The 20,573-nt window shown below is 40.2% G+C and carries 19 protein-coding genes; 2 read left to right on the top strand and 17 right to left on the bottom strand.

Translation table 11 applies throughout. The features are described 5' to 3' along the window. Nucleotides 1-15: 15 nt before the first annotated feature. Nucleotides 16-2,223: an EAL domain-containing protein gene (locus I6F50_RS15270; RefSeq protein WP_007586418.1), complete on the top strand. Its 2,208-nt coding sequence runs from the start codon at nucleotides 16-18 to the stop codon at nucleotides 2,221-2,223. A 76-nt stretch (nucleotides 2,224-2,299) separates the two neighbouring features. On the opposite strand, the gene I6F50_RS15265 is transcribed toward I6F50_RS15270, so the two are convergent. Then, the gene (locus I6F50_RS15265; RefSeq protein WP_165741894.1) at nucleotides 2,300-3,547 is read right to left on the bottom strand and encodes a glutamate-5-semialdehyde dehydrogenase; all 1,248 of its coding nucleotides are present in this window, start codon (nucleotides 3,545-3,547) and stop codon (nucleotides 2,300-2,302) included. Then, nucleotides 3,544-4,650 (bottom strand): glutamate 5-kinase, encoded by a 1,107-nt coding sequence (proB, locus tag I6F50_RS15260; protein WP_010554355.1) that lies wholly within the window; start codon nucleotides 4,648-4,650, stop codon nucleotides 3,544-3,546. The genes I6F50_RS15265 and proB overlap by 4 nt, the downstream gene beginning before the upstream one ends. 870 nt (nucleotides 4,651-5,520) lie before the next feature. On the opposite strand from proB, the gene I6F50_RS15255 reads away from it, so the two are divergent. Continuing rightward, nucleotides 5,521-7,368, top strand: coding sequence for a sodium:proton antiporter (locus tag I6F50_RS15255; RefSeq protein WP_007586413.1), 1,848 nt, complete (start codon nucleotides 5,521-5,523; stop codon nucleotides 7,366-7,368). Nucleotides 7,369-7,438: 70 nt separating this feature from the next. Here I6F50_RS15255 and I6F50_RS15250 read toward each other — a convergent pair whose 3' ends face one another. The 15 genes from I6F50_RS15250 to rplV form a co-directional block, all read right to left on the bottom strand. Next, nucleotides 7,439-8,077 carry a tetratricopeptide repeat protein gene (locus I6F50_RS15250; protein ID WP_007586412.1) on the bottom strand — a complete coding sequence of 213 codons (639 nt, stop codon included), beginning with the start codon at nucleotides 8,075-8,077 and terminating at the stop codon, nucleotides 7,439-7,441. A gap of 111 nt (nucleotides 8,078-8,188) precedes the next feature. Continuing rightward, the gene (locus I6F50_RS15245; RefSeq protein ID WP_010554354.1) at nucleotides 8,189-9,502 is read right to left on the bottom strand and encodes an adenylosuccinate synthase; all 1,314 of its coding nucleotides are present in this window, start codon (nucleotides 9,500-9,502) and stop codon (nucleotides 8,189-8,191) included. Nucleotides 9,503-9,716: 214 nt separating this feature from the next. Next, a complete protein-coding gene (hflC, locus tag I6F50_RS15240; protein ID WP_010554353.1) occupies nucleotides 9,717-10,595 on the bottom strand; it encodes a protease modulator HflC in 879 nt (292 codons plus the stop codon). A 5-nt stretch (nucleotides 10,596-10,600) separates the two neighbouring features. Then, nucleotides 10,601-11,770 (bottom strand): FtsH protease activity modulator HflK, encoded by a 1,170-nt coding sequence (gene hflK, locus I6F50_RS15235; RefSeq protein WP_010554352.1) that lies wholly within the window; start codon nucleotides 11,768-11,770, stop codon nucleotides 10,601-10,603. A gap of 100 nt (nucleotides 11,771-11,870) precedes the next feature. Next, a complete protein-coding gene (hflX, locus tag I6F50_RS15230) occupies nucleotides 11,871-13,160 on the bottom strand; it encodes a ribosome rescue GTPase HflX (protein ID WP_007586404.1) in 1,290 nt (429 codons plus the stop codon). Between the two features lie 15 nt (nucleotides 13,161-13,175). Beyond that, on the bottom strand, nucleotides 13,176-13,439 hold the full coding sequence (hfq, locus tag I6F50_RS15225) for an RNA chaperone Hfq (RefSeq protein ID WP_007586402.1): 264 nt from the start codon (nucleotides 13,437-13,439) through the stop codon (nucleotides 13,176-13,178). A 78-nt stretch (nucleotides 13,440-13,517) separates the two neighbouring features. Next, nucleotides 13,518-14,435, bottom strand: a complete 918-nt coding sequence (gene miaA / locus I6F50_RS15220) for a tRNA (adenosine(37)-N6)-dimethylallyltransferase MiaA (protein WP_007586400.1) — start codon at nucleotides 14,433-14,435, stop codon at nucleotides 13,518-13,520. Nucleotides 14,436-14,445: 10 nt separating this feature from the next. Beyond that, a complete protein-coding gene (mutL, locus tag I6F50_RS15215; protein WP_165740848.1) occupies nucleotides 14,446-16,293 on the bottom strand; it encodes a DNA mismatch repair endonuclease MutL in 1,848 nt (615 codons plus the stop codon). A gap of 32 nt (nucleotides 16,294-16,325) precedes the next feature. Further along, nucleotides 16,326-17,669, bottom strand: a complete 1,344-nt coding sequence (locus tag I6F50_RS15210; protein WP_165727098.1) for an N-acetylmuramoyl-L-alanine amidase — start codon at nucleotides 17,667-17,669, stop codon at nucleotides 16,326-16,328. 27 nt (nucleotides 17,670-17,696) lie between these two features. After that, entirely contained in the window at nucleotides 17,697-18,164 is a 468-nt protein-coding gene (gene tsaE / locus I6F50_RS15205) for a tRNA (adenosine(37)-N6)-threonylcarbamoyltransferase complex ATPase subunit type 1 TsaE (protein WP_007586392.1), read from the bottom strand. A gap of 486 nt (nucleotides 18,165-18,650) precedes the next feature. Beyond that, on the bottom strand, nucleotides 18,651-18,908 hold the full coding sequence (rpsQ, locus tag I6F50_RS15200; protein WP_002957888.1) for a 30S ribosomal protein S17: 258 nt from the start codon (nucleotides 18,906-18,908) through the stop codon (nucleotides 18,651-18,653). Further along, nucleotides 18,908-19,099 (bottom strand): 50S ribosomal protein L29, encoded by a 192-nt coding sequence (rpmC, locus tag I6F50_RS15195; protein WP_002957889.1) that lies wholly within the window; start codon nucleotides 19,097-19,099, stop codon nucleotides 18,908-18,910. The genes rpsQ and rpmC overlap by 1 nt, the downstream gene beginning before the upstream one ends. After that, nucleotides 19,099-19,512 (bottom strand): 50S ribosomal protein L16, encoded by a 414-nt coding sequence (gene rplP, locus I6F50_RS15190; protein ID WP_002957890.1) that lies wholly within the window; start codon nucleotides 19,510-19,512, stop codon nucleotides 19,099-19,101. The genes rpmC and rplP overlap by 1 nt, the downstream gene beginning before the upstream one ends. Nucleotides 19,513-19,524: 12 nt before the next feature. Continuing rightward, nucleotides 19,525-20,226, bottom strand: a complete 702-nt coding sequence (gene rpsC, locus I6F50_RS15185) for a 30S ribosomal protein S3 (RefSeq protein WP_002957891.1) — start codon at nucleotides 20,224-20,226, stop codon at nucleotides 19,525-19,527. 11 nt (nucleotides 20,227-20,237) lie between these two features. Then, complete coding sequence (gene rplV / locus I6F50_RS15180) at nucleotides 20,238-20,570, bottom strand: 50S ribosomal protein L22 (RefSeq protein ID WP_002957892.1); 333 nt, start codon at nucleotides 20,568-20,570, stop codon at nucleotides 20,238-20,240. Between the last annotated feature and the right edge of the window lie 3 nt (nucleotides 20,571-20,573).

Here is a 20,573-nt window from a genome sequence, read left to right as displayed (position 1 = left end):
AGAGAAGGACAGATAGTGCATTCAAATTACCTCGCAAACAGTAATGGATTAACCACAGAGAAAAAACATAAACCTTTAATTCTTATTGTTGATGACGAACCTAGTAATTTACACGTATTAGTAGAAGGACTTTTAACTGACTACGATGTACGTATTTCTACTAGTGGTGAGCAGGCTTTGATCTTTATTGAGTCAACTCGGCCTGACTTGATTTTATTAGACATAATGATGCCTGGCATGGACGGCTACGAAGTATGTAATATACTCAAAGCGAAACAAAATACCAAAGGTATCCCCGTCATATTTGTAACTGCGCTTACCGAAGAAGAGTCTGAAGAAAAAGGCTTTGCTATGGGCGCAATTGACTACATACACAAACCTTACAAGCTAGCGCTCGTTAGAGCACGCATTCGCACTCATATTACCGCTCAAGGCATGCTAGATAGGCTTATCGAAAAAAACTTTGACCTGCACGACAAGCTACTTGAAATAGAATCACTAATACAAGAGCTAAGCCAGCGAGAAGAAGAATTAAAAGAGCTCTCATCAAAACAAAAATTATTTTATCAAGCCCTAACGGGAACCGCTGATGGCGTTGTTATTACCGACAGTAACGGAAAAATCATTGCCGTAAACCCTTCATTTTGCCGGATTACAGGTTACTCTGAATCTGACTCCCTGCAAATGCAGTTGCACGATATTAAACAAAATAACCACCCTAGTATTAGCTTTGATCAAGTATGGCATCATGCAAACCAAGCAGGATATTGGAGTGGAGAGCTAGTAACCAGACGAAAAAATGGCGAGCTTTATCCTGAGTTATTAACTCTTAGTATGGTAAGAGGCGAGCAAGATACCAACGTGCACTATATTGGTGTATTTAGTGATATTTCTAGCGTTAAGATAACGCAAGAAAGAATTCACTACCTCACATGGCATGATGAACTTACAGGTTTGCCCAACCGAAATGGTTTTTTAAAGCAGTTGGAGCAGCAACTTCAGGTTTGTAGTACCGAAAATAGTTATGCCTATATTTATATTATTGACATAGACAGCTTCCACTCAATAAATGATGGATTAGGCCTACTCGCTGGCGATAACATTTTAAAAGAATTAACTAAACGAATTCATTCTAAGGTGAATAAAAAAGATGTTATTGCTCGCTTAGGCAGTGATGAATTTGCAGTACTGTGTACAGTTGAAAAAGGCGTTGGCAGGATCAGAGCCCAAGCTATGGCTGAAAATAAAGCCCAAGAACTGATCATAAGTGTAAACCACCCCTTTGTCGTTGATGAACAAGACGTTAGCTTAACAGTAAGTATTGGCACGTATATTTTTCCTCGGGAAGATCAGTGGGAAAGTGCTATAGAAACAATCCGTAACTGTGAGGCGGCTTGTTACAAAGCAAAAGAAAAAGGCGGTAATAGAGTTACCTTTTTTGATACTTCGTTTGGCGAGCAAGCAAAACGCCGTTTTGAAATAGAACAAGATTTACGTAAAGCAATCTCAAATAATGAGTTATCCCTATATTTACAATCCCAATTTGACCGAAGCCAAACCCTTAAAGGGGCTGAGGTTTTATTAAGATGGGAGCATCCTCAAAAAGGCTTCATTAGCCCTGGTGAGTTTATATCTATAGCCGAAGAGTCAGATATAATTTATGACTTAGATTGCTGGGTAACTTCAAATGCACTTGAAATATTAACGCAACTTAGTAAAACTCACCCTGAGTTAAACCTATCAATTAATGTAAGTGGCAGGCACTTTCATGAAGCGCGTTTTTTAAGCTTTATTAGCCAACAAATAAAGCAACATAGCATTAATCCTCAGCAACTCACTATTGAGATAATTGAAGGTACATTGCTTAATCACATGGAAGCGGCTATTGAGGCTGTTCACTTTCTCAAGAAGCTAGGTATTAGGGTATCAATTGATGACTTTGGTACTGGATATTCGAGTTTAACTTATCTTAAACAATTACCCATACAAGAACTAAAAATTGACCGTTCTTTTGTATTGGAAGCACCGACTGATAATAACGATAAGTTGATTATTGATATGATTGTAAGCTTAGGCCGTTTATTTGAACTCGAGATAGTTGCCGAAGGTGTAGAGAACCAGTCCCACTTTGATTTATTGCAAGAATATCCAGAAGTTATTCTTCAAGGCTATTATTTACACAGGCCTGAACCTGCAAGCGACTGGCTTGAAAAATTAAATTAATTACAGAGTAGTTTGAAAAAACAAAAAAGCCGAGTATTTCCATACTCGGCTTTTTAATGAAATTAAGCTTTAGCGGTTACTCGCGAACTTGGCCTTCACCATTCACTAAGTACTTCTCAGTAGTCAGTGACTCAAGTCCCATAGGGCCGTATGCATGAAGCTTAGAAGTTGCTATACCAATCTCTGCGCCTAGACCCAGCTGTGAGCCATCAGAAAAGCGAGATGATGTATTAACCATCACTACAGAAGCATCGACACTACGCTGGAATAACTCTGCAGCGGCTGCGTTTTTAGTGCAAATTACTTCAGTGTGGTTTGATCCAAACTGTGCAATGTGTTCAACCGCTGCCGTAAAGTTTGGTACAACGCGAATAGCGATTTCTAGGTCTAGATATTCTTCACCAAATTCGTTATCGGCTAACACAGTTGCATTATCAAAGTATTTAGCTGCAAAGCAGTCAGCATTTATTTTTACACCTTCTTGGCGTAATACAACTGCGCACAGATTTAAAAACTCATCTGCAACATCTTGATGAACTACTAAGCCCTCAAGTGCATTACAAACACCGGTACGCTGCGTTTTACCGTTAAGTAGTAAGTTAAGCGCAATTTCTAGGTCTGCATCTTTATCTACATATAGATGACAAACGCCTTTGTAATGCTGAATTACTGGAATCGTACTGTTTTCAGTAACAAAGTTAATTAAGCCTTCACCGCCACGTGGAATTATTAAGTCAATGCTTTCACGTTGCTGCATTAATTCCATTAATAGTGCACGATCTGGATCTGGAATCACTGAAATAAGTGATACTGGTAAGTTATGCTTTTCAAGTACGCTGTGCATTACACTTGCGATAGCTTGCGAACTTTTAAGTGCTTCTTTACCGCCACGTAAAATTACGCCATTACCTGATTTAAAACATAATGCGCCAGCGTCTGCTGTTACATTTGGGCGTGCTTCGTAAATCATACATACAACGCCAAGAGGTACGCGCATTTTACGAATTTTAATGCCATTTGGACGCTCTGTAATATCACGTAGCTGACCAACAGGATCGTCCAGGCTTACGATTACTTCAATACCTTCTGCCATTGCTTCAATACGCTCATCGTTTAGCGTTAAGCGGTCGATCATTGAGGCTGCTAAGTTATTGTCGCGTGCTGCGCTTAGGTCACTTTCGTTTTCTTTGATTATAAATGCTTTTTGCTCTCTTAATGCCGCTGCCATTTCAACTAGTACTTGATTTTTAGTCTCGGTATCGAGTAAAGCAAGTGTATGGGCAGCTTTAGCTGTCTGGCGTGAAATGTCCGTAATTAAACTCATGACTTCTCCAATAATGCGATATGTTTTTCAGATATAACTGGTCCAATTGAATCCTGCATTTTTTCGCTGAATTCACTCTGTTCGTTGTCTGCAATAAAGTTTAACAAACAGCTACTATAATTTGCGGTCGCTTTAGCTAAACGCGTACCGTCTTCACTACGTACTAAAATGGTATCACCAACAGCAAATTCACCATGGACTTCCATGATTTCATCACCGCGAATACATCCACTTTCACCTTCAAGGGATTCATCAAATGATCCATCAACAACAACTTCACCTTGCTCATTTGCTGTGTGTGTCATCCAATGTACAGAATCTTGCATCGGCTTTTCGTACGGTAAAAATACGCTACCAGGATTTTCCCCAGCTAGCAGTTTCGTAAATGTTTCTTCTTTAAAGCCGTTTATAATATAAGTCGCGATACCATGTGACGTTGCTTTTTCTGCCGCTTCTATTTTGGTTTTCATGCCACCAGTACCAACAGCACTTGTAGCACATCCTGCCATAGCATAAATAGATTCATCAATTGATTTTATTTCAGGCAGTAACACCGCATCATCATGTAAGTTAGGGTTTTTATCATATAACCCATCAACGTCTGAGAATATTAATAAAGCATCGGCATCGGCTGCTGCTGCGACCATTGCTGATAAGTTGTCGTTATCACCCACTCTTAAGTCGTCGGTAGTTACAGCATCATTTTCATTAATGATAGGAAAAACACCATGCTCAAGCAAAGTAAACACTGTTTCGCGAATACTTTGGTAACGCTCGCGGTCACGTAAATCGCCGTGCGTTAATAATAGTTGCGCAGATGGAAAGTCAAAAAAGCGGTCCCACATGGCGATCATTTCTGTTTGGCCTGCTGCTGCCATTGCTTTTTTCATCACCACAGAGCGAGGTTTGTCTGATGGGAATAAATGCGCTCCAGCCGCTACAGAACCCGATGATACTAAAATCACCTCGATTCCACGGGCACGACAACGAACAATGAACTGTGCGATGGTTAATATGTAACGCGAACGGCAGCCATCTTGATCTGGTGCAATTAATGCACTACCTACTTTAAGTACGATACGTCGCCAATTTAACTTTTGCATAAATGCTCAACTTTCCATTTTATCTGCGCTCATCTTAATTAGACGAGCTAAAACTAAGTAGCTAGGTTTAAAACATAGCTTCGAATTTTTCTTTTCATTTAGGCAACACTTTTTTACACACACGCAAAAACCATATCTAAAACAAGAAGCTTAGATTTGAGGTTAAGTAAAAGTAGCAACAACCCAATAATATTGAGCAGCACTAATCAAAAAATTTAAAAGTGTTGTTTATGCATCGCTGTAAAAAGCTGTGTGTGGCTTTTTTATTAACAACATACATAGAGCCTCTAAAGTCTGATACACCAACAGATAGGGTGAAGACCAAAGGACCGAGATTTAACCGCCACGATGGGGGGCTAAATATTGAAAGTAATAGTTCAACTCAAACCTTTATTTACTTAAATAATTAAATAAACTTGTTTGGCAAAACCATACCAAGAATTCGGCAAATGATATTTTGTAATGCTCTAATACTAGAAGCATCACTAACACATGATTATAAAGATTAAAAATGACGTTAAGATTAACAAGCCTGTTTTATCTTCAATAAACTTCGTTAGATGACTAATTATTAGAACACGAAGTATAATACACCAAATACCCCTTTAAAATCAAGGTTAAAATTCGAACTAAGTTAATACGAAACACTCATACCCTTTATATTGTTATTAAAATTCAATAAATTAAACAATTAATACACTTCAAAATAAGGTGGCTAAGTTCTCGCTAAATAATTTAAGCCTACTAATCTTTTATAAGCAGCTAAAATTGATTAGTAATATTTCAGTTTCCGGTGTATACCCCTGTATTAATAATTAACAAAAGTTATACTTTCTAAACATATCGTCATAAATAAGGAATTCTTAATCTATGTCAGCAATTTACATAGCCGGTATCGCACTTTGCTCTGTGCTTGCCCAATGGGTCGCGTGGGCTTTTAGAGTACCCGCTATTCTTTTTTTATTGCTTACTGGTCTTTTACTTGGACCATTTAGTGGTGTTTTAGACCCTGATGCATTGTTAGGTGATTTACTGTTTCCAGTAGTATCACTAAGCGTTGCCATCATTTTATTTGAAGGTTCCTTAACTCTGCATTTCAGAGAATTAAAAGGGATAGGAAAAGTTGTAAGGAATCTCTGCTCAATCGGTATGCTTACTACCTGCATTATTATTAGCTTAAGCGCCTACTGGTTGCTTGAGCTCAATTGGCGTGTTGCTGCGGTACTAGGCGCAGTACTCGTTGTTACTGGCCCTACCGTTATAGCACCGCTATTAAACTCAATGCGTCCAACACAAGACATAGACCGCATACTTCGCTGGGAAGGTATTGTAATAGACCCAATTGGCGCATTATTTGCTGTATTGGTATTTGAAGCTGTAATGCTTGTAGGCCAAGGCGAAGTATTTAGTCATACTATTATTGCTTTAGTTAAAACCCTGGGTGTTGGTTTAAGTATTGGTGTTGCTGCAGGTTGGCTAACAACCCTATTAATGCGTCGCGAGTGGCTGCCATTTGAATTACATAAGTTTGGAATTTTAGCACTAGTCCTTATTAGTTTTTCTGTATCAAATTATTTAAGCCATGAATCAGGCTTATTAGCAGTAACTGTATTTGGTATTTGGCTTGCGAACCAAGACGATTTAGAAATAGATTCTGTACTTGAGTTTAAAGAAGACTTGTCGATGATATTAATATCAACGCTGTTCATTTTACTTGCAGCACGTTTACAGCTTTCTGATTTGATGATGCTCGACAGCGATGTATTTATATTTTTAGCTATTGTGCTTTTTGTTGCACGCCCACTGTGTATTGCTATTTCGACCTTTGGTACTGACTTACCAATGAAGTCTCGCTTGGTACTTGCCTGGATTGCTCCACGCGGTATAGTTGCCGCAGCCGTTGGGTCGGTATTTGCACTAAGTATGATGGAAGCTGGCGTTGCTGATGCTGAAAAGATGGTGCCACTTATATTTACGGTGATCATCATTACGGTTGTGCTGCAAAGCTTAACAGCCATCCCTGTTGCCAAGCTATTAGGTGTACGCCAACCATCGCCAAACACAATATTAATTATTGGTGCAAACCATGTATCGCGTGCAATTGGACGTGGCTTACAAGAGCAGAATATTCCGGTTCACCTTTCAGATCCTGCATGGGAAAACTGCAGAATGGCACGTATGGATGGCTTAGCTTGTTATTATGGTAACCCGCAATCAGAGCATGCTGAACGCTACTTACCTCTAACAACTATTCGCAGTGTCTTAGCGCTATCGCCAAACCGTCATCATAATGCGCTAGGCGTTCAATACTTTTCGCATTTACTTAATGAAAAAAATGTATTTTCGCTTCGCTCATCAACGTCGCATGCTAAAGCAAATAAAGACAGTGCAACGTTTTTATCTAGACAAATATTGTTTGGCGACGAAGGCTCATACGCACGTTTGAGCAGTATCATAGCTAAAGGCGGTAAGGTTAGTTCAACACGTATCTCGGATGAGTTTAGCTGGGAGCAATACCTAGAAATGAACCCTGAGGCTATCCCTTTGTTTATTCTTAAAGGTGATAAAGACAGCGACGACGATACGCCAATTAAGCTAAGACCGTTTACAATCAACATGGAAAAACCGCCGCAAGAAGGCGAGCGTGTTGTTGCATTACAGCCGCCTAAAATGTCGGTCTTAAAAGACCCGCAAACAAAGGCTAAAGAAGAAAGTTAAACACTTTTATTACCTGTAAAAACTGAAAAACCCTAACTTAAAAAGTTAGGGTTTTGTTTTTTAAGAGCCATTAAATAGGAAGGCGAGCTCGCGCAACCACACTATCTGGCATTTTTTGCGCTAACTTAGTCAGCGCTCGCTCAATTTTTTTATGAGTCGCTTTATCTGCGACCATAGAATTAAATAGCCAACGGTATGCATCTTCAAAATCACGCGGGCTGCCATAGCCATCATTAAATAATTTAACCAAACGTAGTTGTGCTTTTAAATTGCCTTGCGACGACGCTTCACGCAAATACGTAATTGCCATTGCTTTATCTTGCTGAACTAAACGCCCGGTGTCGTAGTAACGCCCTAACTGCTCTAGCGCTGCCGCTAAGCCTTGTTCAGCCGCTTTTCGCATGTAATACACACCTAACTCTACATTACGATCCACGCACACGTTATAAGCCAGCATATCGCCGTATAAAAATTGATAAGACGGCAATGCCATTTTATTGGCTCGTGCTTCTATATCTTGCACTAACTGGCAATCATCTGCCTTCACCCGCGCTAAATGCGTATTTTTATTTATTAACGCAATTAGCTCAGATTCTGTATACAGCGGTACAGCAGCAGGGCTTTCTGTAGCTAAGCTGTTGGTTGCTATAAATAAAGACAGCGGAATTAATGAAAGCCTTAATACGCAATTACGGTAAAATAAACGCATGCTCACCACTTATAAAAATAAACTTATTAAAATATATACAAAGATCGTTCCAAGGTGAATTTTAGATACAAAAAAAGCTGCACTAGGCAGCTTTTTTTAATCTAATGGTAATTACGCAAACGGGTTGCGAAGTACCATAGTTTCTACGCGGTCTGGACCTGTAGAAATAATATCAATTGGAACACCCGTAATTTCTTCAATACGCTTGATGTAGTCAATCGCAGCTTTTGGTAAACCGTCAAGACTCGTTACACCAACAGTGTTTTCTGACCAACCTGGCATTTCTTCGTATACTGGCGTTACTTTATCGTAACCTTCAGCTGCTAATGGTGTTACGTTAGTAACTGTGCCATCTTCAAGCTTGTAACCAATACAGATTTTAAGCGTTTCTAAGCCGTCTAAAACATCAAGCTTAGTTAAACAAAAACCTGAAATACTGTTGATTTGAACCGCACGGCGCATAGCCACTGCATCTAACCAACCAGTACGACGAAGTCGACCTGTTGTAGCGCCAAACTCATGGCCTTTATCACCTAAGTGCTTACCAACTGGATCTTGTTTCTCAAGACCGTCGTAAAGCTCTGTAGGGAAAGGACCTGAACCAACACGTGTAGTGTACGCTTTAATAATACCTAAAACGTAATCAAGGTTTAATGGACCAAAACCTGCACCAGTAGCAACGCCACCAGCTGTAGTATTTGAAGATGTTACATAAGGGTAAGTACCGTGATCGATATCAAGTAACGTACCTTGTGCACCTTCAAATAAAATGTTTTCGCCTGCTAAACGCGTTTGATCTAAAAGCTCAGTTACATCTACAACCATTGCTTTTAAGATATCAGCAACAGCCATTGCATCATCAAACGTTTTTTGGAAATCTACAGCGTCTACTTTGTAGTAGTTAACTAAAGTGAAGTTATGGTATTCAAGAACTTCTTTTAATTTAGCTGCAAATAATTCAGGATTAAATAAATCGCCTACGCGTAAACCACGGCGAGCCACTTTATCTTCGTACGCAGGACCGATACCACGGCCAGTTGTACCAATTGGCTTATCGCCACGAGCAGTTTCGCGGGCTACATCTAATGCAACATGGAAAGGCAAGATTAGCGGACATGCTTCACTTATTAAAAGACGCTCACGTACTGGTACGCCGCGTTCTTCAAGCATGCCAATTTCTCTCATTAGCGCTTCTGGTGATAAAACTACACCATTACCAATCACACATTTAACATTGTCACGTAATACACCCGATGGAATAAGGTGTAGAACCGTCTTTTCACCTTCGATAACTAAAGTATGACCCGCATTGTGGCCACCTTGATAACGAACTACTAAAGATGCTTTGTCTGTAAGGAGATCAACTACCTTACCCTTTCCTTCGTCACCCCATTGGGTGCCTAATACAACAACGTTTTTACCCATCGTAAATTCACTTAGAGAAAATTAGGACGAGATTTTACCAGAAAACTAAAGTAAAGATCACCCCTGTTCAGCTTATTTTTTCTGCGCGCATTTGTTATATCCAAATATTAGCTAATAACCACATAAATAACAGTGATTTAAAGCACTAGACTGTGTTTAACAAAAAGCCCCGCAAATGCGAGGCTTTTTAACTTTTAAATAATTAACGTAAAGCCTATTGAGCTTTAGCGCCTTTCATATATTGGAAGAAGTCGCTATCTGGTGAAAGCACCATAACGTCTTGCTTATTTTTAAAAGTCTTTTTGTAAGCCTCAAGCGAACGCACAAAACTAAAGAACTCAGGGTCTTTGTTATACGCGCTTGCATAGATGCCTGCGGCATCAGCATCGCCTTGACCACGTACAGAACGCGCATTACGCTCTGCATCGGCAAGCATTACTGTTACACGACGGTCAACACCCGCACGAATAGTCTCGGCTTTTTCCTGACCTTCAGAACGATGCTCTTTTGCAACAGCAGTACGCTCAGCGCGCATACGTTGGTAAATAGAGCTACTCACTTCTTGTGGTAGGTTGATTTGCTTAACACGTACGTCTAGTACTTCAATACCTAGCTCACGTGCACTTTCAGAAGCTTGTACTAACGCTTCTTCCATCAACTCGCTACGCTCACCTGATACAATTTCACGAATTGTACGTGTACCAAAGTTTGTACGAAGACCATTATTTACTTTTTGTTTAAGTAGCGTTTCAGCATATTGCTTATCGCCACGGGCACGTAAGTAAAAAGCGCTAAAGTCATTAACACGCCATTTTACAAACGAATCAACAATTAAGTCTTTTTTCTCACTAGTAACAAAGCGATCCGGCGCACCATCTAGCGTTTGAATACGTGCATCAATACGACGTACTTGGCTAAAAAATGGCACCTTAAATTGTAGGCCTGGGCCATATACAATCGCTTGATCGTCACTGTCTTTTTGTACTTTACTAAATAACATTACAATTGCTTTTTGCCCTTCAGGTACAACAAATACCGATGAGAAAGACATAACAATGGCAGCTAATAGTATTACTAAACTAAAGTTTTTCATTATGATTATCTCCCATCATTGAAGCGGTCGTTGTTAAAGCGGTCATTGCCACTATTAACAGAGCTATTGCGCGACGTATTTACTTTATTGCGTAAATCTTGAATATCACTAGAGCTTGGAAGTGCAACACGTGTTGCTGTCCCTTGCTTATCCATGATCTTATCAAGTGGTAAATAAAGCATGTTATTACCGCCTTTAACATCAACCAATATTTTAGAACTACTCCCTAACACTTCTTCCATTGCATCAATGTATAAGCGCTCACGAGTAACTTCTTTAGCTGCTTGATATTCAGGTAGTAGCTTTTCAAAACGAGCTACTTCACCTTGTGCTTCTAATGTAATACGCTCTTGGTAACCTTCCGCTTCTTGAGTCATACGCGTTACTTGACCACGAGCACGCGGTTCAATTTCACGAGCATATGCTTCTGCTTCACGAATGAAACGTTCTTCATCTTCTTGTGCAGCAATCGCATCATCAAATGCATCTTTAACTTCAGTTGGCGGACGAGAGTCTTTAAAGTTCACGTCAGTAACAATTAAACCTAAGTTATATGGTTCGATAATCTTATTAAGCTCATCCCATGTATTTTGACGAACAACCTCACGGCCATTAGTTAATACTTGGTCCATTTTTGCATGGCCCACAACGTAACGTAGTGCACTATCTAGTGCTTCTTCTAAGCTACTATCAGCGTTAGTTACGCTAAATTCATAAAGGTATGGGTCAATAACACGGTATTGCACCTGAAACTCAACGCTCACTACGTTTTCGTCTTCAGTAAGCATAAAACCAGAAGCCGATAATGAACGAACTGCTTCAATATCTACTGGGATTACCGTTTCAATAAACGTCATTTTCCAACGCAGACCAGGATCAGCAATTCGGTCATATTTACCAAATTGAAGAACCACACCACGCTCGGCTTCTTTAACCGTATAAATACCACTTAACGCCCATACAATAACGGCGATAATAAGTATGAATGAAATACCGGCTCCGCCAAGTCCACCGCCGCTACCATTGCCGGATTTTTTCCCGCCAAATAAGCCACCGAACTTGTTACTAAACTTGCGGAACACCTCGTCTAAATCAGGTGGGCCTTGATCACGTCCGCCTTTATTATTCCACGGATCTTTGTCATTGCCATTATTACCCGGTTCATTCCAGGCCATAGCTATACTCCATTGTTATCTAAATAAATTAGGAAATTGTGTTAAATCTAACAAATCTACCGCGTTTCTCATACAAAAACCGACATTAAAACGTCAATTTTTAATTACGGTTGATAAAACCAGCAATTTCAGGACCAAATTCTTTAATTAAACGATTCCACTCAACCATTGGCATTCTAACATCTAACAGCCAATTACCTTGCTCATCAAATCGCTCTTCATGTACTGCATTTAAACTAAACAATGCAGCCCTTAGGCGACCATACAATGGCGTAAGAAATAATGTTTCGTTAAACATCTTCTTAGCAAGCAGTTCACTAATAGCCTCACTAAGTAATTCACACCCTTCACCAGTCTGAGCGCTAAGCCATACTCTTATAGGTTGGCCTTCGTCATCTCGATCAATACGTGGGCTTACGTTATCCAGCGCATCAATTTTATTATAAATTAATAGCTGTGGTACTTCATCGGCTTCAATTTCTTTAAGCACCGATTGTACTTGTTCAATATTTTCTTGAAGACGAGAGTCTGCTGCGTCAATTACATGTAACTGTAAATCAGCTTCACGAGTTTCAGTTAGCGTTGCTTTAAAAGCAGCAACTAAGTCGTGCGGTAAATGACGAATAAAGCCCACTGTATCAGCCAAGATAACAGGACCAACATCACCTAATTCAAGCTTACGTAGAGTCGGGTCAAGCGTTGCAAACAACTGATCGGCCGCGTATACATCTGAATTCGTAATTCGATTAAATAATGTAGATTTACCCGCATTGGTATAGCCAACTAACGATACCGTAGGTATTTCGTTACGAGTACGAGCTCGCCTACCTTGTTCGCGTTGCACTGCTACTTTAGCTAAACGCGCACGGATATTTTGAATTCGGGCACGAAGTAATCGTCTATCTGTTTCAAGTTGGGTTTCACCAGGTCCACGTAAACCAATCCCGCCTTTTTGGCGTTCAAGATGGGTCCAGCCCCGAATTAATCGAGTCGACATATGGCGAAGTTGTGCCAATTCAACCTGCAGCTTACCCTCATGGGTACGTGCACGTTGGGCAAAAATATCAAGAATTAGCGTCGTTCTATCAAGCACACGACACTGACAAACACGCTCTAAATTACGCTCTTGTGACGGCCTGAGTTGATGATTGAAAATTACGACATCTGCATTGTGGATTTTGACAATCTCAGCTATTTCTTCTGCTTTACCGGTACCGACGAATAGTTTCGGATGTGGTGCTTGACGGCTGCCTTGCACAACCGCCAAACTACTAACACCAGCAGAAGATACCAACATTTCTAATTCATGAAGATCTTCACGATCCCCTTCTTTAGGTAAGTCGATATGAACTAAAATTGCCTGTTCGCCGGATTCATAGCGGTCAAACAAACATTATGCTCCTAATTAAAAGTTACCAGCTTCTGGTTCTTCAGTGTCTTCACTCCCTTGAACTGCTTGGAAGTTAACTGCGCGAGCAGGGACAACTGTTGAAATTGCATGCTTATAAACCATTTGATTTACGGTGTTCTCTAGTAAAATAACAAATTGGTCAAATGACTGAATTTTGCCTTGTAATTTTATGCCATTTACCAAAAAGATTGATACTGGAATGCGCTCACGTCGTAGTGCATTCAAAAATGGGTCTTGTAACGATTGGCCTTTTGCCATGTTATTGTTCCTTCGTTCTAGGTGTTATTATAATTAAGTGGCTGAACTTATTTGATAAAAAACAATATTCAACTACTACTAGCTTAGCGAACTTACTACACGATGCAAGTTTTCTTCGTCACCCGTTGTTAACCAAGTAACATCAGGCCAGCTACGAAGCCACGTTAACTGACGTTTTGCCAATTGACGTGTTGCTGCGATGCCACGAAAAACCATTTCATCATGGCTTGTTTCACCCGCAAGGTAATCCCACATTTGTCTATAACCAACACAACGAATAGAAGGCATATTGGGGTGTAAATCCTTACGTAGATATAGGGTCGAAACTTCATTTTCAAACCCCTGATCAATCATTATTTTAAACCTTTCTTCAATTCGGCGATGTAATTCGCTACGTTCTTGCGGTGCAATCGCAAATTGATGAAAAGTATAAGGTAAAGCCGGCTGTTTTTGCTTTTGCAACTCAGTCATGGTCTTACCAGTTAACCTGTAAACCTCTAAAGCTCGATTAATTCTTTGTGAGTCATTCTCACTTATTTTTTCGGCTGCTTTTGGGTCAACTTTAACTAATTCTTTATATAAATGAGGCCAGCCAAATTCTTTAGCTTGTGCTTCTAGCTCTGATCTTATTACTGTATCTGCTTCAGGCAAAGGCGATAAACCATCAATTAAAGATTTAAAGTACAACATTGTACCTCCAACCAATACAGGCACTTTACCTTGTCTATGAAATTCGTCAATTTTTTGTACTGCATCGCGCCTAAAATCAGCAACTGAATATGTTTCACTCGGGTCAAGTAAGTCGATCAGATGATGCGGAGCTTTAGCAAGTTCTTCTGCATCGGGTTTTGCAGTACCAATGTTCATATCTTTATACACTAACGCTGAATCAACGCTGATTATTTCTGTATTTAAATGCTCGCACAGTGAGATTGCCAATGCTGTTTTACCAGCAGCAGTTGGACCCATTAAAAATATGACTGGTAAATTACTCAACACTGATACCTTAATCTAATTGCATTAAATAGTGATTTAGCTCTATTTTAACTGCTTTTTCGCGTAAGCGTTCAATAGTTTGCGGATTATTTTGTAAGCGCATTTGTTGCGCTAAAAACACATTGCTTAAATAAAACCGGGGAGGTACACATTTTATCTGCCACTCTAACCAATTCTCTATATTTTCAAGATCTGCTTTACACCCATCAAGTAGCTCACCTATCGCTGTACTTACATCAAGTAAATATAAGCACGCTGGCAATTTTTTAACCATTACAAACTGTTTTTCTATTACGAGTTCAAAACCAAGTAAAGTAAACCACGATTGCTGAGCTTCTATAAGTAAGCAATCTTCTTTTGATAAGTTTACTCTTACGGGCAGCAAAAGGGCTTTCCCTTCTAAACTTCCGGACTCTTTAATTTGATTATGCCAATCATCTACCAATGCATATTTGAAATGTGAGCAATACAATTGCTGCTCAACACTAAATACACACGCACCTTCATTAACACTGATGATTGAAACTGTCTTTAAAACATTATGCGCAGACTCTAACTGGTGTTGTGCTACGGGTATGTTTGCTACATTATCAAAATGCGCAGCGTGTTGCTCACTCACACCTTGATAAAACGCGTTTACATCATGATGGCTCGTACTTGGTGTAGCCCGATATCCCCCATTACCTCCACCAGTTCTAGTGCCTGATGATGAGCTACCAGCACTTCCAGAATAAGAGGGCTGTAATTGCGATTTAGGGTAATCAAACACGGCTTCGCTCTGAATATTATTAGCAATGCTATGCGTTGTTCTCATGGACGCTGGCGAGGACTCAGTTTCGGTGTTCACCGGTGCATTACTAAATTCGCCTTGCAGTGGTACTACTACCTGCTTAATCGCTTGCAATATAAAATCATGAATTAAGCGCCCTTGATGAAAGCGCACTTCATGCTTAGCTGGATGAACATTTACATCAACCTGGCGAGGGTCTATATCAATATAAATGACAAAACCGGGTAATTCTTGTGTTCCACTTACTTCTTCAAATGCTTGGCGTATAGCATGCAGAATAAGTTTATCGCGCATCATACGATTATTAACATAAGTATACTGAGTCGTATTAGCTGAACCTACAGGCAGTACCCAACCATGCAGCTGTAAGCCACCCTCTCCTGATTGAATATGCAGACCTTGCTCAGCAAAAGCCTTACCTGCAACTTGCGCTACACGTGTAATAGCCTGAGAGGGATCTGTCTTCGCACGATACTGCCTTACTACTTTTTCGTTGTGAGTTAGTGTAATAGAGACATCAAAGCGACTAAGCGCAATACGCTTTATCAACTCATCAATGTGGCTAAATTCAGTCTTTTCGGTGCGTAAAAACTTACGCCTTGCTGGGGTATTAAAAAATAAATCTTTTACTTCAATCGTTGTGCCATCAGGGTGCGCTACAGGCTTTACTTGCACGGCCATATCGCGACCTTCTGCAAATGCTTGCCAGGCTGCTTCTTGCTCTTTAGGTTTTGAGCTCAGCGTTAAACGCGATACAGAGCTAATTGACGCAAGCGCTTCGCCCCTAAAACCAAGTGAACAAATATTTTCAAGGTCATCTAGAGATTTTAATTTACTCGTAGCGTGACGAGAAAGTGCAAGCGTTAGCTCATCTTTACTTATCCCTGAGCCGTTGTCGCGAATACGAATAAGCTTATGACCACCACGCTCTATATCTATTTGAATACGTGTAGCGCCAGCATCTAAACTGTTTTCGACCAACTCTTTTACTACCGACGCTGGGCGCTCTACCACTTCGCCTGCGGCAATTTGGTTAGCTAAACGCGCGGGTAATATTTCAATATTCATTAATTTCCTAACAGATATATTTTAGTGATGATTTAGCTTTGCGGTATATCGAGCTCTTGCCCAATAAATAAAGTATTAGAGCTAAGCTTATTAACTTGTTTTAATTTAGTGACCGTAATGCCATAGCGACTCGCTAACATACTTAAAGACTCACCCGGGCGGACTTTATGCTTTGTTGGATATTGCGATTTTAATTTGGCAAATAAAGAATCATCGGGTGGATTTTTTAAATAATAATTTTTAATTGAAGTAAATATAGCTTTAGCCAAACGCTCTTGATGGTTAGCACTTTTAAGCAGCTTTTCTTCTCGTGGGTTAGATATAAACCCTGTTTCTACTAAAATTGATGGGATATCTGGTGATTTAAGTACAGCAAGACTCGCATGTTGGGGATCTTTTTTATGCAGCTTAGCAACTTTACGTAGCTCTTTAACCACTTCGTCAGCTACGTTTAAGCCGGTTTTCATAGAGTGATCCATCGACATATCAAGTAATGCTTGCGCTAAGTATTTTTCGTTAGCGGCATCTTTCATTACATCCGCAGCGCCACCTAAAAGCTCAGAGTGCTTTTCTTTATCTTCTATCCATTTACCTATCTCTGAATTAGCACGCCTTAACGACAACACCCAAACAGAGGCACCATTTGGTCCCGGGCTCGTAAATGCATCAGCATGAATAGAGACAAAAAAGTCGGCCTTTTTTTCACGAGCACGATTGGTACGCGTATTAAGTTTTACAAAGTAGTCACCGCTTCGTACCATGCGCGAAATCATCCCACGTTCGCCATCAATCATGCGCTCTAAACGTTTTGCAATTTGCAGTGTTACTGTTTTTTCGTACGTGCCAGATGGACCAATTGAACCTGGATCTTCGCCGCCATGACCCGCATCAATTGCAATCACAATATCGCGCTCTTGGCTTAACTGGCGGTTTTTAGCTGCTGTTTGAGCAGGAGAAACAACTGTGGCAGCTTGGCTTTTATTGTATAAATCAACAACGAGCCTGTTTTTATAAGGGCCTGTAGGCGCTAAAGCAAATACAACTGGCTTTACTGGTGCGTTTAATTCAAACACTAACCGAACACTGTGCTTATTTTTAGGTTTTGAGTAGCGTAGCTTGCTCACTATTTGATGTTTTGGTGGTACACCTGGTAGTATTTTTAATTCACTAGTGTTTTCTAAATCAATTACTAAGCGGCTTGGGTTTTTAAGCATGAAATAGCTAAAGTCAGGCTTATCATTTAAATCAAATACCACACGCGTACTATCAGGGGACGGCCATACGCGTACACTATTAATTGTATTTTTGGCCCACAGCGGCAAGCTTATGGTAATAACCATAAGGTAAATAAAGAGTTTAACTACACCTCGGCTCATTTGATAATTACTGCCTTAACTATATTATTATTTGTTATTTAGTTTTTCGACAATTGCTACACCACGCTCACTGGCGCTATTAATAACAATTTTACGTTCGTTACCCATATAGCTTAGAGTAATATCTAAATCAGGCACAGGAATAAATTCACCACCTTTTTCTGGCCACTCAACAACGCAAATTGCATCTGGTGAAAAATAATCGCGTATTCCCATGTATTCTAGTTCTTCAGGGTCACCTAAGCGGTATAAATCAAAATGATAAACATTTGCGCGCTCGAGTTCATAAGGTTCAACAAGTGTATACGTTGGGCTTTTAACTTTGCCTGTATGTCCAAAGCCTTGCACTACACCTCGAGTAAACGTTGTTTTACCAGCGCCTAAATCACCATGTAAATAAATAACCGCACCTTGCTCTATAATATCAGCAACGCAATTACCCATTGCGACCGTGGCTACTTCATCAGTCAAATGAAATTCAAAACTACGCGTCATTACTACCTCAAAAATTCATTCAAAAGCGCATATTTGCTAATCATACCAGAATATTAATTTAAGGCGATAAATTGAGGTTTTAGACATAAAAAAACAGATAAGCTGATAATGAAAGTTGTGTATGGATGTCTATTTTCGATACTTTGAAACTGTATTATTGTAATAAAATAAGGTAAGTGAGTTCTCAGACTAAAAGACTGTAAAAGAAAAGTAACACCACGAATTAGATGACCCCATATTGGCATTAAATTAACTGAGATATGTAAGTTTATTATCTAACTTCTTCTGATTCAGCAGATGGTTCTGCTAGCAAAAAAGTAACTGGTAAATGAAACTCTCACTACTCCCCAAGATAACTTTGTATTTTCAGATAGAAGACTAATCCAGGTGACCCGCTCATCCTAGTTTACTGTTTGCAGGTGCTTTAAAAACAAAAAGCCCCAGCTAATGCCGGGGCTTTTTTACAAAACTAACTTAATTAAAAAATTAAGCTTGTTTTGGACTAGAAATAACGTCTACTAAAGTCCAAGATTTATTCTTAGAAATTGGTGCGCATTCACGGATAGTAACTACGTCACCCGCTTTTGCTGTGTTATTTTCGTCATGTACGTGTAACTTAGTCGTACGTTTAATGAATTTCCCATAGATTGGGTGCTTCACATAACGTGCGATAGCGATAGTGAAAGATTTTTCCATCTTGTCGCTGATTACACGGCCTTGAAGAGTACGAATTTTATCGCTCATTATTGACCTGCCTTCTGGTTAATAACTGTTTTTACACGCGCGATATCGCGGCGTACTGTTCTTAGCGTGTGTGTCTGAGCTAACTGACCAGTGCTAGCTTGCATGCGCATATTAAATTGCTCACGAAGTAGTCCTAGAAGTTCAGCATTAAGCTCTTCTACGCTTTTGTCTTTTAGTTCGCTAGCTTTCATCACATTACCGTCCGAGTTACGAAAGTTGTTTTGAATGGCAATTTACGAGCAGCAAGGTCGAATGCTTCACGAGCAAGCTCTTCTGAAACACCTTCCATTTCGTAAAGTACTTTACCAGGCTGAATTTCAGCAACCCAATATTCAACAGAACCTTTACCTTTACCCATACGAACTTCAAGAGGTTTTTCTGTAATCGGTTTGTCAGGGAAGACACGAATCCAGATTTTACCTTGACGTTTCACGTGACGCGTCATAGCACGACGAGCTGCTTCGATTTGACGAGCAGTCATACGGCCACGGCCAGTTGCTTTCAATCCGAAAGTACCGAAGCTTACTTTGTTACCGTTTTGCGCTAAACCGCGGTTGCGGCCTTTGTGCATTTTACGGAATTTTGTACGTTTTGGCTGTAACATTAGTCGCTACCTCTACTTAGCACTTTTCTTGGCTTTCTTTGGTGCGCGTTTAGCTGGCTTCTCTTGCTCTTGTACTAGTGGTAAACCACCAATAACTTCGCCTTTGAAGATCCAAACTTTAACACCAATGATACCATAAGTGGTTAAGGCTTCAGAAGTTGCGTAATCGATATCAGCACGAAGAGTATGTAGAGGTACACGACCTTCACGATACCATTCTGAACGTGCGATTTCAGCGCCGCCAAGACGACCGCTAACTTCAACTTTAATCCCTTTAGAACCGATGCGCATTGCATTTTGTACCGAACGCTTCATAGCGCGACGGAACATAACACGACGTTCTAGTTGAGAGGCAATGCCGTCTGCTACTAGTTGTGCATCTAGTTCTGGTTTACGTACTTCAGAGATATTAATCTGAGCAGGTACACCAGCGATTTTAGTTACCGCTTGACGTAATTTTTCTACGTCTTCGCCTTTTTTACCGATAACAACACCCGGACGAGCCGTGTGGATTGTTACTCGGATTGATTTTGCTGGACGCTCAATAACGATTTTAGACACAGAAGCCGTTTTCAATTCCTTTGTAAGGAATGTACGAACTTTGTGATCGCCAAAAAGCTGTGCAGAGAAATCTTTTGAACTCGCGTACCAGGTAGAAACCCAAGGTTTAGATATACCTAGGCGAATACCAGTAGGATGAACTTTTTGTCCCATTACTTATACTCCTAGCTATCTGAAACCATAACAGTGATATGGCTTGTACGCTTAAGGATGCGGTCTGCGCGTCCTTTAGCACGAGGCATAATACGTTTCATTGTAGGACCATCGTCCACAAAGATCGTTGTTATACGAAGCTCATCAATGTCAGCACCTTCGTTATGCTCTGCGTTAGCAATAGCAGACTCAAGTACTTTCTTAACTAATACAGCGGCTTTCTTAGGGCTGTACGCCAGGATTTCTAGTGCGCGATCTACAGGTAACCCGCGGATCTGATCTGCAACTAGACGTGCTTTTTGCGCCGAACCAGAGGCGAATTTATGTTTAGCTAATGCTTGCATTTA

Origin of the sequence: Pseudoalteromonas sp. NZS127_1 (assembly GCF_015864295.1) — a bacterium.
GTDB classification, from domain to species: domain Bacteria; phylum Pseudomonadota; class Gammaproteobacteria; order Enterobacterales; family Alteromonadaceae; genus Pseudoalteromonas; species Pseudoalteromonas arctica.
The sequence above is the reverse complement of the archived record's forward strand: the minus strand, read 5'-3'. Positions and strand labels throughout refer to the sequence as shown.

Bases quoted from the DNA above. Each gene is read 5' to 3' on its own strand.
- rpmC (WP_002957889.1), bottom strand. From the start codon at position 19,099: ATGAAAGCTAGCGAACTAAAAGACAAAAGCGTAGAAGAGCTTAATGCT.
- mutL (WP_165740848.1), bottom strand. From the start codon at position 16,293: ATGAATATTGAAATATTACCCGCGCGTTTAGCTAACCAAATTGCCGCA.
- rplV (WP_002957892.1), bottom strand. From the start codon at position 20,570: ATGCAAGCATTAGCTAAACATAAATTCGCCTCTGGTTCGGCGCAAAAA.
- I6F50_RS15210 (WP_165727098.1), bottom strand. From the start codon at position 17,669: ATGAGCCGAGGTGTAGTTAAACTCTTTATTTACCTTATGGTTATTACC.
- I6F50_RS15250 (WP_007586412.1), bottom strand. From the start codon at position 8,077: ATGCGTTTATTTTACCGTAATTGCGTATTAAGGCTTTCATTAATTCCG.
- tsaE (WP_007586392.1), bottom strand. From the start codon at position 18,164: ATGACGCGTAGTTTTGAATTTCATTTGACTGATGAAGTAGCCACGGTC.
- I6F50_RS15255 (WP_007586413.1), top strand. From the start codon at position 5,521: ATGTCAGCAATTTACATAGCCGGTATCGCACTTTGCTCTGTGCTTGCC.
- hfq (WP_007586402.1), bottom strand. From the start codon at position 13,439: ATGGCAAAAGGCCAATCGTTACAAGACCCATTTTTGAATGCACTACGA.
- rplP (WP_002957890.1), bottom strand. From the start codon at position 19,512: ATGTTACAGCCAAAACGTACAAAATTCCGTAAAATGCACAAAGGCCGC.
- hflC (WP_010554353.1), bottom strand. From the start codon at position 10,595: ATGAAAAACTTTAGTTTAGTAATACTATTAGCTGCCATTGTTATGTCT.
- I6F50_RS15265 (WP_165741894.1), bottom strand. From the start codon at position 3,547: ATGAGTTTAATTACGGACATTTCACGCCAGACAGCTAAAGCTGCCCAT.
- rpsC (WP_002957891.1), bottom strand. From the start codon at position 20,226: ATGGGACAAAAAGTTCATCCTACTGGTATTCGCCTAGGTATATCTAAA.
- hflK (WP_010554352.1), bottom strand. From the start codon at position 11,770: ATGGCCTGGAATGAACCGGGTAATAATGGCAATGACAAAGATCCGTGG.
- rpsQ (WP_002957888.1), bottom strand. From the start codon at position 18,908: ATGAGCGATAAAATTCGTACTCTTCAAGGCCGTGTAATCAGCGACAAG.
- proB (WP_010554355.1), bottom strand. From the start codon at position 4,650: ATGCAAAAGTTAAATTGGCGACGTATCGTACTTAAAGTAGGTAGTGCA.
- I6F50_RS15245 (WP_010554354.1), bottom strand. From the start codon at position 9,502: ATGGGTAAAAACGTTGTTGTATTAGGCACCCAATGGGGTGACGAAGGA.